We start from the raw sequence: 15,303 nt of genomic DNA, 5'->3' as shown, positions 1-15,303 counted from the left end.
CAAAAAATATACATAGGTGACACAGGCGCAGGAAAAATATTTCGCACACTGGCTGACTCGCAGTCTGCCGTCTGACAGTATCGGCAAACTCACGGCATCTTTACAAGATGCGCAGGTCGATTTGACCCCTCATCAAATCGACGCGGCCTTGTTTGCGTTCAAGTCGCCCCTGTCCAAAGGTGCTATCCTTGCCGACGAGGTGGGACTTGGCAAAACGATTGAAGCGGGTATCATCCTTTCGCAGTTTTGGGCAGAGCACCGTCGGCATCTGTTGATTATCGCTCCGGCGAACCTGCGCAAGCAGTGGGCGGCCGAGTTGCAGGAGAAATTTTTCCTCCCGTCGCGTATCCTCGAATCCAAAACATTCAATAATTACATCGAGGCCGGCAATCTCAATCCGTTCAACTGCGACGAGATTGTTATATGCTCCTACCAGTTTGCCCGGACAAAAGCACCATATCTCAAACAAACCCCGTGGGATTTGGTCGTTATCGACGAGGCGCACCGTTTGCGCAATGTCTATAAGCCGACCAACAAGATTTCCAATACAATCAAGAATGCTCTTGCCGATCGCAAGAAGATTCTGCTGACTGCGACTCCGCTCCAAAACTCTATTCTGGAACTTTACGGACTGACGACCATTATCGACGATTATGCGTTCGGCGACCTCAAAAGTTTCAAAATGCAGTACAACAAAACGCTGGACGACACAGACTATGAAAATCTGCGTCGCCGTCTTGCGCCGTTGTGCAAACGAACGCTTCGTCGTCAGGTGCTGGAATATGTACGCTATACCAAGCGCGTCGCCATATTGCAGGAGTTCTATCCGACCAAACAGGAGCAGGAACTCTATGACCTCGTTTCGGAATACCTGCAACGCCCCCGCCTGTATGCGCTGCCGAACAGTCAGCGTCAGCTGATGACGCTGATACTGCGCAAATTGCTTGCCTCGTCCACCCATGCGATTTACGGCACGCTGTGCGCTCTGCTCGATAAACTGAAAACCAAACTCCAACAGCACGGTGTTGCACCGGACGCAGACCTGTTCGCCGACGATTACGAAGGCTACGACAGCGATACCGAAGAGTGGCTCGATGATGAAGAAGATGAAGCGATACTCGAAAATGATGAAATTCTTACGCCGCACGATATCGAGTGTATCAAGCAGGAAATCGCCGACATCGAGAAATTCCGCGACCTTGCCTACAAGATTAGACGCAACTCCAAGGCGGAACAGCTTTTTGAAGGGCTGAATCAGGGATTTGCACAGCTCCAAGAGTTGGGCGCACCGAAAAAGGCGCTTATTTTCACCGAGTCGCGCCGTACTCAGGATTTTCTCTTCGAGTTGCTCGAAAAACGGGGTTACAAAGGACAGGTCGTGCTGTTCAACGGCTCGAACTCCGACAAAAAATCCGCCGCCATCTATAAAGCGTGGAAAGAGCGGCACAAAGGTACGCCGAAGATCACCGGCTCGGTCACTGCCGACAAACGGGCAGCTTTGGTGGACTACTTCCGTAACGAGGCGACCATTATGATTGCCACCGAGGCGGCCGCCGAGGGCATCAACCTGCAATTCTGCTCGTTGGTGGTAAATTACGATATGCCGTGGAACCCGCAGCGCATCGAACAGCGTATCGGCCGCTGCCACCGTTACGGTCAGAACTTCGATGTAGTCGTTATCAACTTCCTGAATAAAGCCAATGCCGCCGACGTGCGGGTGTATGAACTGCTCGACCAGAAGTTCCAACTTTTCAGCGGCGTATTCGGTGCGTCCGACGAGGTGCTGGGTGCGATTGGCAACGGCGTTGATTTCGAGAAGCGAATAGCCCTGATATATCAGCAATGCCGTACTCCGAAAGAGATTCAGGAGGCTTTCGATGCGTTGCAGGAGGATTTGCAGGAGCAGATTTCCGACAAGATGCTGAAAGCCCGCTCGACACTCCTTGAAAACTTCGACGAGGCGGTCAAGCAAAAATTGCGCACCGACCTTAAAACGGCGCAGGACAACCTCGACCTGTTCGAGGAGACGTTATGGCAGCTTACGCAGAGCTATTTTGCCGACTGTGCCGACTTTAACGAGACGGAACACGCTTTCACCGTTCATCCGTTAATCGACAAAGGGGTTATCAGCTGGCAGCGTCGCTTCCCCGGCAAATATCGGATGATAAGCCGCAACCAACGCCGGACGGCGCAACTTCCCGACGGCGTGAAGCCTTACCGCATCGGCGACCCGCTCGCACAGTTTATGCTCACAGGACTTACCAATTCAGAAATACCGGTTTCGGAGGTCGTCCTCGACTATACGCACACACCTATCAAGGTAACGCTTATCGAACAGCTTATCGGTCGGTCGGGTTGGCTCACGGTGGAGCAACTCACCATCGAATCGTTCGAAAAGGAAGATATCCTGCTCCACGCCTGCGTTACGGACGAGGGCGAACCCATACCGTCCGACATTGCGGAATATATGCTGCGACTGCGAGGGGCGAATTCGCCGACAACGCCCGAACTGCCCGAAAATATCGCCGCATTGCTCGATGATGCCATTACTGCACAGCGTGCTGATATTACGGCAGCTAACGCCGAGCGAAACAACTCCTTCTTCGAGGAGGAGATGGAGAAACTCGACAACTGGGCGGAGGACGTCAAGGCGGGACTGGAACGGGAACTGCGCGACCTCGATGCCGAAATCAAACTCCGCAAGAGCGAGAGTAAGAAGATTTCGCGTCTCGAAGAGAAAGTGCGTTTGCAGCGTCTGATTAAGGAACTTGAAAAACGCCGCAGCGAGAAACGTCTCAACCTCTACCAAGCGCAGGACGAAGTGGATGCGAAGAAAGAAACGCTGCTCGCGAAGGTCGAGGCGATGCTCGACCAAAAGATAGAACAGAAAAAGTTGTTTACAATTAAATGGAGAGTGATATAATGACTGTAAAAGAATTCTTATTTGATCTACCTCTTTATCAGAGCGTTCCCAGAAGTGATTGCGAGGATATCCTAAACTTTCTTGTGCAAAAATTTGATAGGAGGATAGAAGTGGACGGATATAATCCTAATAAGCAGTGCGACTCAACATTTTCGCTATTTCGAGGCATTGAATTCGAGGACATCGCTTGTGCTGCAGACAGAGTCCAATATACAATATTTAACACTTATGAGGTTGTATTAAGATGTAAGCGTTACGGCACTTTATTGCATTATTTGATACATGCGGAATATGATGGAAAAGCCTATAAACACGACAATATTCTATCAATATCAAAAGTCGGTCAATATCCCTCTGTCGCAGATTTTCATATAGGACAAGTACATAAATATAACAAGGTACTGCCAAAAGATAAACTGCGAGAACTTACAAAAGCGATTGGCTTGGCTGCAAATGGCGTAGGTATTGGCTCCTTTGTTTATTTAAGACGAATTTTTGAGCATCTCGTATTTGAAGCATTGGAGGTTGCAAAGGGAAGAGATGAAAAGTTTGATGTTAATGCTTTCAATGCGGCGAAGATGGATAAAAAGATACAGATGCTTTCTGGAATTTTACCTGACTTTTTGGTAGAAAATCACACGATATATGGTATTTTAAGTAAGGGTATACACGAACTGAGCGAAGAAGATTGTAAAAAATATTTCTCAATTCTTAGAGAAAGCATAGAAATGATTTTGGACGAGAAACTTGAAGCCTACCAAAAGGATTTGAGGAAGAAGAGCATAAAACAAACATTGTCTCAAATTGCAGGAGAGATAAAGAAGTAGATGCTAATTAAATTGAAATGGAATGGGGCAAAATAAATTAAATAAATTGGAACTTACTTGGATTGGTAAGTACGACGAGGATAAGCAGCCGCTGGAACCGAGGATATTGATTGAGAATCCCGAATACTCCTATGGTGAGGTTGAAACTGGTGTGCTGCCGAACGGCAAACCGTGGAATGGCAATATGCTGATTCACGGCGATAATCTGCTTGCGCTGAAATCGCTCGAACAGGACTATGCCGGCTGTGTCAAATGTATCTATATCGACCCTCCGTACAATACGGGTAATGCTTTTGACCAGTATGATGACAATGTTGAGCATAGCATATGGCTACAACTCATGCATGCAAGATTACAAATGCTTCATAGATTGTTGTCTGAGGATGGCGTAATTTTCGTTCAAATAAATGATGACGAAGCAGCTTATCTAAAAGTGCTGTTAGACGAAGTCTTTGGCAGAAGCAATTATGAAACAACCTTCTATATCAAAGTTAGACACGAAGATAGAATATTAAGAGAAGATATCAGATACCAATTGGTAATGGAGCAGGTATTCTGTTATAGAAAAACTGCTAAATATATACCACCTCGACGACCTAAAGAGAAAAATCCTCTCGACGACTATGAGTTTGATATTGAAATTACCTCTACCCCTTTAGAAACGATAAATATTGGAGGGTACGATGTTGAAGTATATAATCCCGATTCATGGAGTATTATTAAGCAAGAGAAGGGCAAAGGTCGGCTAAAGCAATATCAGATTCGAGGCTCCTTGATTACACAATCGGGTTCTGCTGCAGAATATTACGAAAAGTATTTGAGAGCAAGGCGCGAGGTTGATGGTTTGGGCGCATTGTACAAGGTGATTGGTATGGGAATTAATGGCGATGGTCTGGGTTATAGATATATATACCAGCCATTCAAGGCGGACAGCAAGAATGGCTTCTATTTCCAGGGTAAGCCACTCAAAGTAAAAGAAAATAAGGGACTGCCATATCCCAATTATTATGATTATGTACAGCTGTTTAATAATGCTGGATATGAGGGAGGTGTAGATTTCAAAGGCGGTAAGAAACCAGAAGCCTTTTTAACCTTTATACTTCAATTAGCAGGAGTGAAAAAGGGAGATTTGGTTTTGGATTCCTTTTTAGGCTCAGGTTCAACGGCTGCGACTTGTTCAAAATTAGGACATAGATGGATAGGAGTTGAAATGGGAGACCACGCATATACACACTGCTTCGCGAGAATATGTCGCACCATTGACAAGACAGATGATACTGGCATTGGAAAATGTTTGGAGTGTGAAAATGGTCATGGTTTCCGCTTTTACGAGTTAGCACCGAGCCTGCTCAAAACCGACAAATTCGGCAACCTTGTAATCAACAAGGAGTACAATGCCGATATGCTGGCTGCGGCAATGGCGAAGCAGGAAGGGTTTACATACTCGCCTTCGGCAGACATCTATTGGAAACAGGGATTCAGTTCGGAAAGCGACTACATCTACACGACAACGCAGTTTATGACTGTCGAAGGTTTGGCAGCCATAGCGGAACAGTTGAAGGAGGGCGAGTCGTTGCTGGTGTGCTGCACCGCCTTCCAGAAGGAGTGCCGCCATGCTTTCCCGAACATCACCATCAAGAAAATCCCGCAGATGCTGCTCGGCCGTTGCGAGTTTGCCCACGATGATTACTCGTTCAACATCGTCTCCCTGCCGGAGGTAGAGGGAGATTATGAGGATTCGGGTGAAGATGTCGTTGAGAAAGAAGACGCTGCCTCCCAAAATTCCCAACAAGAACTGTTTTAATCTCGGAGCGTATGAATAGCACTGTAAATAATATCAAGCAGCGGATGTCGCTCCGAGAGCCATTGGCAGAGGCACTTGAATTTGTAGCAAAATTGACCGACAAGCTCGCGCTGAAGAAACCTGCGGCTGAAGATGACTATGAGGCCTACCTCAACGAACAGTTGCTGCTGGCGCAAGAGGTATGTCCATTCTGCAAGAATTTCGAGCGCGATTTCCCTTCGTTTGCGTTTTCGATAGCGACAGGCATCGGCAAAACTCGGTTGATGGGTGCTTGCATTGCCTACCTATACCTGAAGAAAGGCATCCGCCACTTCTTTATCCTCGCACCCAATCTGACGCTCTACGAAAAGTTGATCCGCGACTTCGGGGAACCCTCCTACGAAAAGTATGTATTCAAAGGTATAGCCGAGTTCGTACACAATAAACCCGTAGTAATAACCGGTGAAAATTACAACTCGGCACACGGAATATTCTCGAAACACGAGATTCAAATCAATATATTCAACATTGCCAAATTCAACTCCGAAAACAGAGGTGGAGCACCCCGAATGCGTCGTTTGGCAGAGTGCATCGGCCAATCCTATTTCGATTACCTCGCATCGCTCGATGATCTGGTTATTCTTATGGACGAAGCGCATCGCTACCACGCAGATGCTTCGAAAAAAGCGATAAACGAATTGCGCCCTATCCTCGGGTTGGAGATGACAGCGACCCCGACGGATGAAAAGGGCAAGGTGTTCAAAAACATCGTCTATGAATACAACCTCGCGCAGGCTCTGGAAGATGGTAAGTATGTCAAAGTGCCGACAGTCGCTCGACGCAGGAATTTCCAGAAAGGCAACCTCTCCAATGAGGAGCTGGATATACTCAAAATAGAGGATGCAATCAATATCCACGAGCGCACAAAGGTACATTTGGAACTCTATGCAAGAAATAATAATCTACCGATTGTCAAGCCATTTATTTTGGTCGTCTGCCGCAATATCGACCACGCGACAAAAACGCTGCATCTGATTGAAGAAGAGTTGTTCGATGGTCGTTACAAAGGTAAGGTCTTGCAAATAGACAGTTCGACGAAAAAGGACGAAGACGTAGACCGTCTCTTTGTGTCGTTGGAGAAACCGGATAACCAGATTGAGATAGTTATCCATGTCAATATGCTCAAGGAGGGATGGGATGTAACCAACCTATATACCATCGTCCCGCTTCGTGCGGCCGATGCACCTATTTTGATAGAACAGTCGATAGGTCGTGGGCTACGTTTGCCTTATGGCGGCAAGCGAACCGGTGATGCGGATGTGGATAAACTAACCGTTATTGCTCACGAGAATTTCGAAGCCGTTATTGCCAAGGCACAAGACCCATCTTCGGTATTGAGCAAATATACCTATATAGAACTGGATGATGATGACCTATCGCCGGAACCGGGTAAAGTAACTCCGGTGCAGACCATCATCGATATACAGCAGCAAAAAGCCATATCCGCAGCGAGAACGGAAGTCGAGAAACAGGAGGCGAAACAGGCATGCGATGCTATCCGCGCAGTATTCAGCGTGATACCTTTGGCAAATACGCAGATAAAGAGCAAAGCGGAACTTGCAAAACCGGAGGTAAAAGAGTTTATCCGCAACCACGCTATTCACACTATACGAGAGAGTGCCAAACGGACCGATCCTCTTTTCGCAGAGGAGATAGCAGCAGAACAAATCAAACAGGTAGATGCCGTGTTGGAAATTGCTGTTGCGCAATTTATCGAGAACATTATCGAGATACCTCGTATGACCGTTCAGAAAGAGGTCTTTCGTGCAGAATTTCGATGGTTCGATCTCGATACCACAATCGGCTTCGACCTTCCTGCGTTGGCAGAAGAGATTATTCGAGTAAACATAGGCGCGGGCGAAAAGAGTGTCGAAACCTTCCAAATTGAGGTCGGTCGCAAGTTCGACAAGCCATTGGACCAAATTGTCAGTACGCTAATCGACTACGACGATATCGATTATGACGAGAATTCTGAATTGTTATATCATCTCGCAGAACAAGCGATCGACGCTATATCATCGCATCTGGACGATAAAGACGACTTGCCTAAAACTGTGTATGCGTTTAAGAAGGCCATTGCCAGCAACATCTATGGACAGATGAAGCGGCACTTCGTGATGACATCCACAGGATATGTCAAACCAAAAGTGCTTCCATTTGTCGGTATAGTAAATCAGGAAGTTAAAGAAATAGAGGGATACGGTCGCACGGACTACCGAAATATTATCTCGCCGGCACATCTGCGCAAGTTTATTTTTACGGGCTATCTGAAATCGTACTATGCCGAATACAAGTTCGATAGTAAGACCGAGCACGATTTATCATTTGTTTTGGAGAATGATAGAAAAGTGTTGAGATGGCTACGCCCGGCGCGCGAACAGTTTAGCATCTATTGGTCCAATGGGTCGAAGCGCTATGAGCCGGACTTCATTGTCGAAACAGACAATGCTATTTATATGGTTGAGACAAAGGCCTCCAATGAATTAACGAACGAGGAGGTTCAAATGAAGAAACAGGCAGCTGAAGAATATTGCCGCAATGCTTCGGAGTTCACATCCGAAAATGGAGGTAAGCCGTGGAAATATGTGATTATTCCGCATTCGGACGTTCAACGCGCCGATTCGTTTGAGTATATACTCAATAAGTGAACTTTCCATTCATAGTACATAAGACCGATTTGCAAAAAACATCTTCAACCATTGTAGTGAAGATGTTTTTCGCTTATTTATGCCCCCAACGCGTAGAATGCAACATTCGGTGCTCATCGGATTTGGCAATGTGTCCGTAAAATATAGTCGTTGATGCCAATAAAGAATTTAGCGGATTATTGCTCTAACTTCCAACGTTCTTCGAGTAAAGCGCGGATCCGATCATTGATATCGTGATTTGCATTGAGCAAATCGCTGTAGCAATCGCTTGTGCGCTTGTTTGCGGCAGCAAGGCGTTGCATCTCTTTACGGTTCTTTGCGAATTCGACCTCCAGCCGGTCGAGTTCAGCATCGATCTCCGGTCTTTTTCGGTACGCTGGTTTCACAATCTATTCGTCTAATATATAGGCTCTTCCCTTCGGCGAGATGTGCGATTATCGGTTAGTCGATAGGAAAGACCTCCTGCCATCCGATTCTCGATACGCAACTGGAACTATCTGCACGTCGAATGATATAGGGAGTACTACTGCGGTCTTTTACGGCATCGACGAATTCGTAAACCATACGGTCGCCTTGCAGCCGGAAGCGCTGTCCTGCCGAAAGTTTATCGATCCGAATAGCCGGCTTCAAATATTCGGATAGGCATCCCGTGTTGCAGATCTTCTTCCAGCTGATTTCATTCGACTGCGGATTCATCTCGACCTCGACGATCAGTTCGTCCCCGTAATCGTCTTCGGTAGTGAGCCGCACCTTGATGAGTCCGTTCGCCGGAGCGAGGTTTTTAACCGCTACCTCCGCAAATACGTAATCGCTCTGCTGCCGCATATAGTTCGATGCGATCTGTTTTGCCTGTGCACTTGTCATGTTCGGGCGTTTTAATCGTTTATCATTCAGTTGTTTATCACACTGCAAACATAACATCGTTATTCGGAACACGCAAGTTATTCGGCAACTATTATCATATTTATTTTCAGTTATTTAGAATAGCGTAGGAGTGCGTTCGAAGAGATCCATCCGTCGCTCGACCTCCTCGAAAGTCTGCCCATATTTGAAGCCTTCGGATGACTTATTCCCGACTTTCGAAAGCAATTGCAGTTCGCGCCACAATTCAGGATGGCGACGACGCAGTTCGGCGAAAACCGGAATGCGGCAGTTGGGGCAAAACCAGCAACCTCCCCGATGCGAGGTTCGGTAAAGAGGCGACAGCAGACCGTATTCTTCGCACTTGCGTCGAGCGTCCGCCTCGGTGTACCCGTACTTGGCGAGCAGACTCGTTTTGCGGATGTACCCTTTGTCCTGCATCCGCGCGAGGCGTCTCGGTTCGTCGGCTGCGATACCGACGTACTGAACGACGCCACGCTCTCGGTAACGGGCATAATAGCGATGTCTCGGCTGGATTTTGAGGTCGCGGTTAGCGCAGCACTTGCCGCCGATGAGCCAGCCGCGCAGCATACCCCTATGTGCACCGCTCCGAATGACCGTATGGAACAAGGTAAGATAGTCTTTCTCCGAACGGACGACATCGACCCGAACACCCAAGGCGGCAAGACGCGGGATCGCTGTCGAGTAGATCCACTCGATGTGTTCGGGTATTTCGCCGCTGATGTTGCGTCGGTGGTCGAACATCACTTCCGAGAAGACGGCGGCATCGAGCGGTTCGCCGTATTCGAGGGCAAGGAGGATCGTAGCGATCGAATCCTTGCCGAACGAACACGAAGCGATATATGCGGGGTTGTCATAAGCGAATGTGCTCACGTCGGTATCAGTAATTCGTCGTAATCCACTCCTCCTGCCGACGGCGGGAGACTTTCGAGGCGGTGATGGTGCGGTCGAGCCGATGGATCGTCCAGCCGTACCGGGCGGCGAGGCATTCGATCTTCTCGTGCGGGAACATCGTGAGCATGAACTTTCCTTCGACCGTCGCGAGCGTGTCGAGCAATCTCGAAAAATCCTCCTCGTCGAACGTGCCGTTGTAGTGTCCGCAGTCGCTGCCGACATAGGGAGGATCGACGAAGTGGAACGCTTCGGGACAGTCGTAGCGGCGAATGACATCGATGCCGTCCTCGCACTCGACCGTAACACGGCCGAGGCGACTGCACAACTCCTCCGTGAATGCCTCCTTCGCATTGTGGAGTTTCAGCGTCGTCGTGCCGCTGCGGTCGTAGCCGAACGTCCCGTCGATCATCGAGGCGAAGCCCAACTTCGTGCAGACCCACACCGCCCAAGCCCGCTCGACGGGCGTGAAGAACGACGGATGCTCGTTGATATGCCGTGCGTGCGCGTGTATCTCGCGGCTGTGGAGCGTCGCATCGATCATCGCCTTGAGTGTCGGATACTGCGTCTGTGCCACGCGGTAGAAGTTCACCAATTCGGTGTTCGTGTCGTTGATGACCTCGCACTGCACGGGCGGCTTGGCGAACAACACGGCGCAGCCGCCGCAGAAGGCTTCCGTATAGAGCGTATGTTCGGGAATCAGCGGCAGGATATGCTTCAGAAGCATCTGCTTGCCGCCATAGTATGAAATCGGAGTTTTCAATCTGGCCATAAGGGTTCTGTTATCGGAGTTTGAGGAATAAGAGCAGCAGAAGCATCAGTGCGGCGAACGCCGTCGACCACTTGAGCCACGCGACACCGGAGGAGGATTGCTCGTCGTTGCGGGCTGCCGTGTTGATGCGGCTATGCGAAATGCTGTCGGTAAGGATCGCCCGGTCGTTCCGTGTCGACACTTCGGTATAGGTAATCCGCTTAACCGGCTGTCGGAAAGCGCTCGCCGCCGGAATTTTCGGAGGCGGAAGAACGGCGCGGAGCGCATCGGTCGGATTCGGAAATCGATCGCCGCTCGGTTCCGGGTATTCCGTCGGCGGGTAAAACTCCACGACGGTTCGGTGGAGCGTTCCGATCTGCCGCCCGAACTCCTGCCGGACCAATTCCGTAACAGTCGAGTCGGAGATGACGAGCGTTTCGTGCCGCTCGGAGCGCGTGCTTCGGAGCGGAGAGCAGCCGCTGGCTGCGATCGTCAGGATAATCAAGGTTATTTTCGGATACATCGTTTCATTTCTTCGATTCGTTCCATGCGTTCCTGCATGGTAGGTTCTTGCTTTGCGGGAGCCGTCGGCTCTTCCCACGGCAGCGGGAACATCTCGGTCATCGGTCGACGGTCTTTGCGGTCGAGCTGGATGCAAGTCGTAACCCATACCGTCCACCGTTCGCGCTCCCATGCCTGCCGCTGCCAGTCTTCCTCGCGTTTCGCCCAGCCGAGCCACGCATAGATGAACTCGGCGGGTGTCAGGCGTTCGAAGGCTTCGGGTGCCAGTCCCATCTGCCCGACGGCGATGGCGAACCACCGCTCGTAGGTTACCGTTTGCGGCTCCCCGTCGTCGGGCGTTTCCCGTTTTTTGAGAGGTCGCCCAACTTATCCGTCAGCGGCGCGATGCTCTCGACGAAGAGTTCCGAGACAGCGAGGATGAGCGACGGCTCCTCGTCGAAGATGTCCCACACCTCGTCTTCAGTGTAGCGGCGGTCGCTGTCGGCACGCCGTGCGCCCTCGTTGAGACCCGTAGCGGTCAGCGCAACGATGCTGTCCAGCGATCCGAGCGCGTCGGTCGAAGCGACCGTCTGCCCGAACTCCGCACCGCGCTGCTTGACGAACTCATCGATGGCGCGCAATCCGAAATGGATCGGATGCGGCGAACCTTGAATGATGATCTCTTTCATTGCGGTCAGGATTTAGGTTTGTCTACAGGTGTCAGGTTGCCGCTGCCTGTAAGCGAATAACTGTAAGAAGCGTTATCGCCCGCAGGCGTCGAGAGCGAGAATGTCGTGATGTAGGCTTTGCCCGTGTACATCTTTGCGAGTCCCGTGAGCGGCGATTTGACGACTACATCGACGAGTTTCTTTTGAAGCACCAAGTCGAGGACTTCCTCGGCGGTATGGCTGTTCCCGATCGAATCGTCGCCGTCCACCGACCACGAGACATCGCCCGGCCACTTCTCCTTGCCGTCGGTATCCTTCGTGCGCAGCTCTTTCATCTCCAAGTCCACCTTCAGCGTGTGCGTCGTGGCATGGAGCGTCGTCTTATCGTCCACCAAGAGGATGATGTCCTCGCCTTGGACGACCTGTTTGTTTCCGTAAATTTCAGGCATAAGCGTAAAAATATTTCGGTATAAAATTTGTTAAAATAAACAGATGTGTTTACTTTTGCATTGTATGAGCAATTTAATCGACATACTGAAAGGAGTACATCCGGGACTCTTCTTACAACGAGAGCTGAATAATCGAAACCTGAAAAGCGGGCGGTTCGCTGAATCTATCGGTGAGCATCCCCAAACCATAAGCGCCATTATTCGCGGCCGCAGGTCGATGAATATTCCGCTGTCGTTGCGAATCGAACATGCACTCGCATTGGAGGAAGGCATACTCATGACCCTGCAGGTTCACTACGACATTGTGCAGGAGAAACGAAAACTTTCGTCCGCTCACCATCCGGATCCCGACAAATACAGACCTTCCCTGTTTTGGGACACATCGTTCGACAAAATCGATTGGGATGCCCATAGCAGTTACGTTATCAATCGCGTAATGGAGCGAGGCAATGAAGAAGAGATCATCGAGACCATCCGTTTTTATGGTCGAGAAACCATTTTCAGCAAGATCGGATTATCGCCGTCATCTCCATTCTCATCGGTTATCAAAAAGAACCTGAAGCAATATCTCGATTATGAAGCATAAAGCGTTGCAATACCATACTGTCAAACCCATTCTACGGTCGTCGCTCGAACATCTGATGACGCTCGAAGCATTCGCCCCATTCCGCCTTGTCGGCGGCACCTCGCTCAGTCTGCGCTATGGACATCGTATGTCCGACGATATAGATCTATTTACCGATGCCGAGTATAGATCTTTGGATTTCCATAAATTGCAGGATATTCTGCGCAAAGAGTTTCCTTATTGTCAGGGTGATTGCGGAGAGATCGTCGGCTTCGGAGCCTCATATATCATCGGACAGAGCCGGGAAGAGTCCGTAAAACTCGACCTGTTCTATACGGATGACTTCATCCGTCCGGCAGAGCAGCACGATACGATCCGTATGGCGTCCGTAGACGACATCGTTGCGATGAAGATGGATGTTATCGCCCGCAGTGGCCGTAAAAAGGATTTTTGGGATTTGCATCTTCTTCATAATGCCTATTCTATCGAACAACTGCTCGCTTTATACGCAGCACGATATCCCTACGGAGCATCGCGCGAAGAATGCCTTGCGGGATTGACCGATTTTACGAAAGCGGATGGCGATCCCGACCCTGTTTGTCTTGAAAATAAAATCTGGCAACTCATAAAACTCGATTTTACGGATTGGGTTAAACAATTCTGAATGTCATTGTCGCACCATACAGGTCATAATCTGCGTAGTATTCTGCCGCCGAAGAGACGAAACGGCTGCGCTTGCCGTCGAACTCCGCACCCTCCAAGGCGGCGATCACCCGATGCTTGAAGCGTTCCGCGCCGGAGAACTTACTGTCATAGACCGCTACCTCGAACATCGTCCGATAGCCGGCGATGCCGTGCAGCGTCCTTACGGGCGTCTCCTCCGGTACGGAGAACGCGGCGAAAGGCGCAGGCGTCCGGGCATCGACCGCACCGGCTTGGATTTTATCCGCCAATTCGAGAATATCCCGCTCCAACAGCGAAATTAACTGCGTCTTGAAATCTTTCATTTCGATACCGGTTTGAAGTTTTTATTCACGAACTTCTCGACCGCCGCGGCCAACTCGTTGCCGAAAAGTGCGACCGTACGCTCGGAGTTCTCCGTATAAGCCTGTTCCAAATAAGGCGTCGGCCGGATGCCCTCGACGCTGCGGACGAAGACCTTTTTGCCCTGCGCATCGTCGAATACCAACAGTTTGCCCTTTTTCGAGGTGCGCGGATCGGCAGTCCCCTCGTGGATGAACTTGCCGTAGTATTCGTTCACGGTGCCTTTCTTCTTCGTGCGCCCGAAGACCGGCTTCACAGCGATAGCCACCTCCGACTTCGAGGCATTGCGGTCCTTGTAGCGAACCGTGCGCAGCTGTTTCTTCAGTTTGCCCGTGCGGACCGGGACTTTGCTCCGTGCCGATTGCAGCATCGGTTTGGCCGAGGCGTGCAGAGCTACAAGCAGCATCCGCTTCTGCATCGTGTTCGGCAGTTCGTCCATAATCCGCTTGGCTTCGGCATAACCTTCAACCTCGATCGTCAGCATCGCTCTTCCGGCATTTGAGGTGCAGGCGCCAGCGGCGTCCCTCCTCGTGGATCGAGGTTATCTTCCGCAGATACCCCTCGTCGCGAACGACCATATCGGGGCGCAGGTCGGGTTGCCAGCGGATCGTATAGACCACTTCGTTCTCGTGGACAATGCGCCCGGCGTATAGGTTCTCCCGACCGCCGTTCTCGGTGCGCTGGGCGTAGCAGACGGCGACGCTCCGGAGCGATTTCGTGAGATCGTTGTACTCATCCCGCTCCTCGACGTATTCGAGAATTTCGATTCTCGTGTCAAACATCGCCATAAGGGGTTACCCGCCACGGGAGCAGGAGTTTCTCGGCCGTGAGCGGCAGCTCCGAAACGGAGCGGCCGACGAGGTTGTCCGATTCGTTGTCGTAGAGCGTGCCCAAGATCAGCAGAATAGCCGCCTCGATTGCCGGAGGAATGCTCTCCTTATCGTAGCCGACGACGGCTGTAACCGTTGCAGTCTGTCCGCCGTACTGCGGCTCGGCAATCAGCATCGGGGCGTAGTCATCCTCCATGAGCGTATAATCGGATTCGGAAACGATGATTCGAGAGACGGAGAACCGCTCGATGCGCATCGTAGGGACGGGCAAGCGGACGATGGGAGCGTCGGAGGGGATCGATACGTCGAACCGTACCCTCTTCTCCCGAATGGTCCGTCCTGTCATATCCTCCGCCGCGGCAACGGCCATATCGAGTTTCGCAGCGATCAAAGTATCGTCATGGGTGGCGCTGCCTACCCGCAGGTGCTGCTTGGCGAGTTCCAACGCGATCGGCGGCTCCCGCATCTCGATTACCGTCAT

Annotated in this window: 18 protein-coding genes; 6 read left to right on the top strand and 12 right to left on the bottom strand. The window is 50.4% G+C overall.

The window, feature by feature from the left end:
* Window positions 1-16: 16 nt before the first annotated feature.
* The 4 genes from QVG21_RS02580 to QVG21_RS02565 are packed head-to-tail and all read left to right on the top strand — an operon-like array spanning window position 17 to window position 8,241.
* On the top strand, window positions 17-2,923 hold the full coding sequence (locus tag QVG21_RS02580; protein ID WP_287921940.1) for an SNF2-related protein: 2,907 nt from the start codon (window positions 17-19) through the stop codon (window positions 2,921-2,923).
* Window positions 2,908-3,750, top strand: coding sequence for a hypothetical protein (locus tag QVG21_RS02575; protein WP_287921937.1), 843 nt, complete (start codon window positions 2,908-2,910; stop codon window positions 3,748-3,750). Before QVG21_RS02580 ends, QVG21_RS02575 begins: the two co-directional genes overlap by 16 nt.
* A gap of 22 nt (window positions 3,751-3,772) precedes the next feature.
* A complete protein-coding gene (locus tag QVG21_RS02570) occupies window positions 3,773-5,554 on the top strand; it encodes a site-specific DNA-methyltransferase (RefSeq protein ID WP_287921934.1) in 1,782 nt (593 codons plus the stop codon).
* A gap of 11 nt (window positions 5,555-5,565) precedes the next feature.
* Window positions 5,566-8,241, top strand: a complete 2,676-nt coding sequence (locus tag QVG21_RS02565; RefSeq protein WP_287921931.1) for a DEAD/DEAH box helicase — start codon at window positions 5,566-5,568, stop codon at window positions 8,239-8,241.
* Window positions 8,242-8,417: 176 nt separating this feature from the next.
* On the opposite strand, the gene QVG21_RS02560 is transcribed toward QVG21_RS02565, so the two are convergent.
* From QVG21_RS02560 to QVG21_RS02525, 8 genes are all read right to left on the bottom strand, one after another.
* Entirely contained in the window at window positions 8,418-8,627 is a 210-nt protein-coding gene (locus tag QVG21_RS02560) for a hypothetical protein (RefSeq protein ID WP_287921929.1), read from the bottom strand.
* Window positions 8,628-8,682: 55 nt separating this feature from the next.
* Entirely contained in the window at window positions 8,683-9,105 is a 423-nt protein-coding gene (locus tag QVG21_RS02555) for a hypothetical protein (protein WP_287921927.1), read from the bottom strand.
* Between the two features lie 114 nt (window positions 9,106-9,219).
* A complete protein-coding gene (locus QVG21_RS02550; protein ID WP_287921925.1) occupies window positions 9,220-9,996 on the bottom strand; it encodes an adenine nucleotide alpha hydrolase family protein in 777 nt (258 codons plus the stop codon).
* Window positions 9,997-10,003: 7 nt separating this feature from the next.
* Complete coding sequence (locus tag QVG21_RS02545; protein ID WP_287921924.1) at window positions 10,004-10,786, bottom strand: DNA adenine methylase; 783 nt, start codon at window positions 10,784-10,786, stop codon at window positions 10,004-10,006.
* A 10-nt stretch (window positions 10,787-10,796) separates the two neighbouring features.
* Window positions 10,797-11,288 (bottom strand): hypothetical protein, encoded by a 492-nt coding sequence (locus tag QVG21_RS02540; RefSeq protein WP_287921922.1) that lies wholly within the window; start codon window positions 11,286-11,288, stop codon window positions 10,797-10,799.
* On the bottom strand, window positions 11,273-11,560 hold the full coding sequence (locus QVG21_RS02535) for a hypothetical protein (RefSeq protein WP_287921919.1): 288 nt from the start codon (window positions 11,558-11,560) through the stop codon (window positions 11,273-11,275). The genes QVG21_RS02540 and QVG21_RS02535 overlap by 16 nt, the downstream gene beginning before the upstream one ends.
* A 35-nt stretch (window positions 11,561-11,595) precedes the next feature.
* Window positions 11,596-11,955: a hypothetical protein gene (locus QVG21_RS02530; RefSeq protein ID WP_287921917.1), complete on the bottom strand. Its 360-nt coding sequence runs from the start codon at window positions 11,953-11,955 to the stop codon at window positions 11,596-11,598.
* 5 nt (window positions 11,956-11,960) lie between these two features.
* Entirely contained in the window at window positions 11,961-12,383 is a 423-nt protein-coding gene (locus tag QVG21_RS02525; RefSeq protein ID WP_287921914.1) for a phage tail tube protein, read from the bottom strand.
* A 64-nt stretch (window positions 12,384-12,447) separates the two neighbouring features.
* Between QVG21_RS02525 and QVG21_RS02520 the strand changes: the two genes are divergently transcribed.
* Window positions 12,448-12,969 carry a helix-turn-helix transcriptional regulator gene (locus tag QVG21_RS02520; protein ID WP_287921911.1) on the top strand — a complete coding sequence of 174 codons (522 nt, stop codon included), beginning with the start codon at window positions 12,448-12,450 and terminating at the stop codon, window positions 12,967-12,969.
* Window positions 12,959-13,612, top strand: a complete 654-nt coding sequence (locus QVG21_RS02515) for a nucleotidyl transferase AbiEii/AbiGii toxin family protein (protein ID WP_287921908.1) — start codon at window positions 12,959-12,961, stop codon at window positions 13,610-13,612. The genes QVG21_RS02520 and QVG21_RS02515 overlap by 11 nt, the downstream gene beginning before the upstream one ends.
* On the opposite strand, the gene QVG21_RS02510 is transcribed toward QVG21_RS02515, so the two are convergent.
* Genes QVG21_RS02510 through QVG21_RS02495 form a run of 4 tightly spaced genes read right to left on the bottom strand, consistent with a single transcriptional unit; the run spans window position 13,599 to window position 15,303 of the window.
* Entirely contained in the window at window positions 13,599-13,955 is a 357-nt protein-coding gene (locus tag QVG21_RS02510; protein WP_287921905.1) for a hypothetical protein, read from the bottom strand. The two genes, QVG21_RS02515 and QVG21_RS02510, sit on opposite strands and share 14 nt — an antisense overlap.
* Window positions 13,952-14,476, bottom strand: a complete 525-nt coding sequence (locus QVG21_RS02505) for an HK97-gp10 family putative phage morphogenesis protein (protein ID WP_287921902.1) — start codon at window positions 14,474-14,476, stop codon at window positions 13,952-13,954. Before QVG21_RS02505 ends, QVG21_RS02510 begins: the two co-directional genes overlap by 4 nt.
* Window positions 14,457-14,774 carry a phage head closure protein gene (locus tag QVG21_RS02500; RefSeq protein ID WP_287921899.1) on the bottom strand — a complete coding sequence of 106 codons (318 nt, stop codon included), beginning with the start codon at window positions 14,772-14,774 and terminating at the stop codon, window positions 14,457-14,459. Before QVG21_RS02500 ends, QVG21_RS02505 begins: the two co-directional genes overlap by 20 nt.
* Window positions 14,767-15,303, bottom strand: coding sequence for a head-tail connector protein (locus QVG21_RS02495; protein WP_287921896.1), 537 nt, complete (start codon window positions 15,301-15,303; stop codon window positions 14,767-14,769). Before QVG21_RS02495 ends, QVG21_RS02500 begins: the two co-directional genes overlap by 8 nt.

It is taken from the genome of Alistipes sp. UBA6068 (assembly GCF_949428155.1).
Lineage (GTDB): Bacteria > Bacteroidota > Bacteroidia > Bacteroidales > Rikenellaceae > Alistipes > Alistipes muris.
The sequence above is the reverse complement of the archived record's forward strand: the minus strand, read 5'-3'. Positions and strand labels throughout refer to the sequence as shown.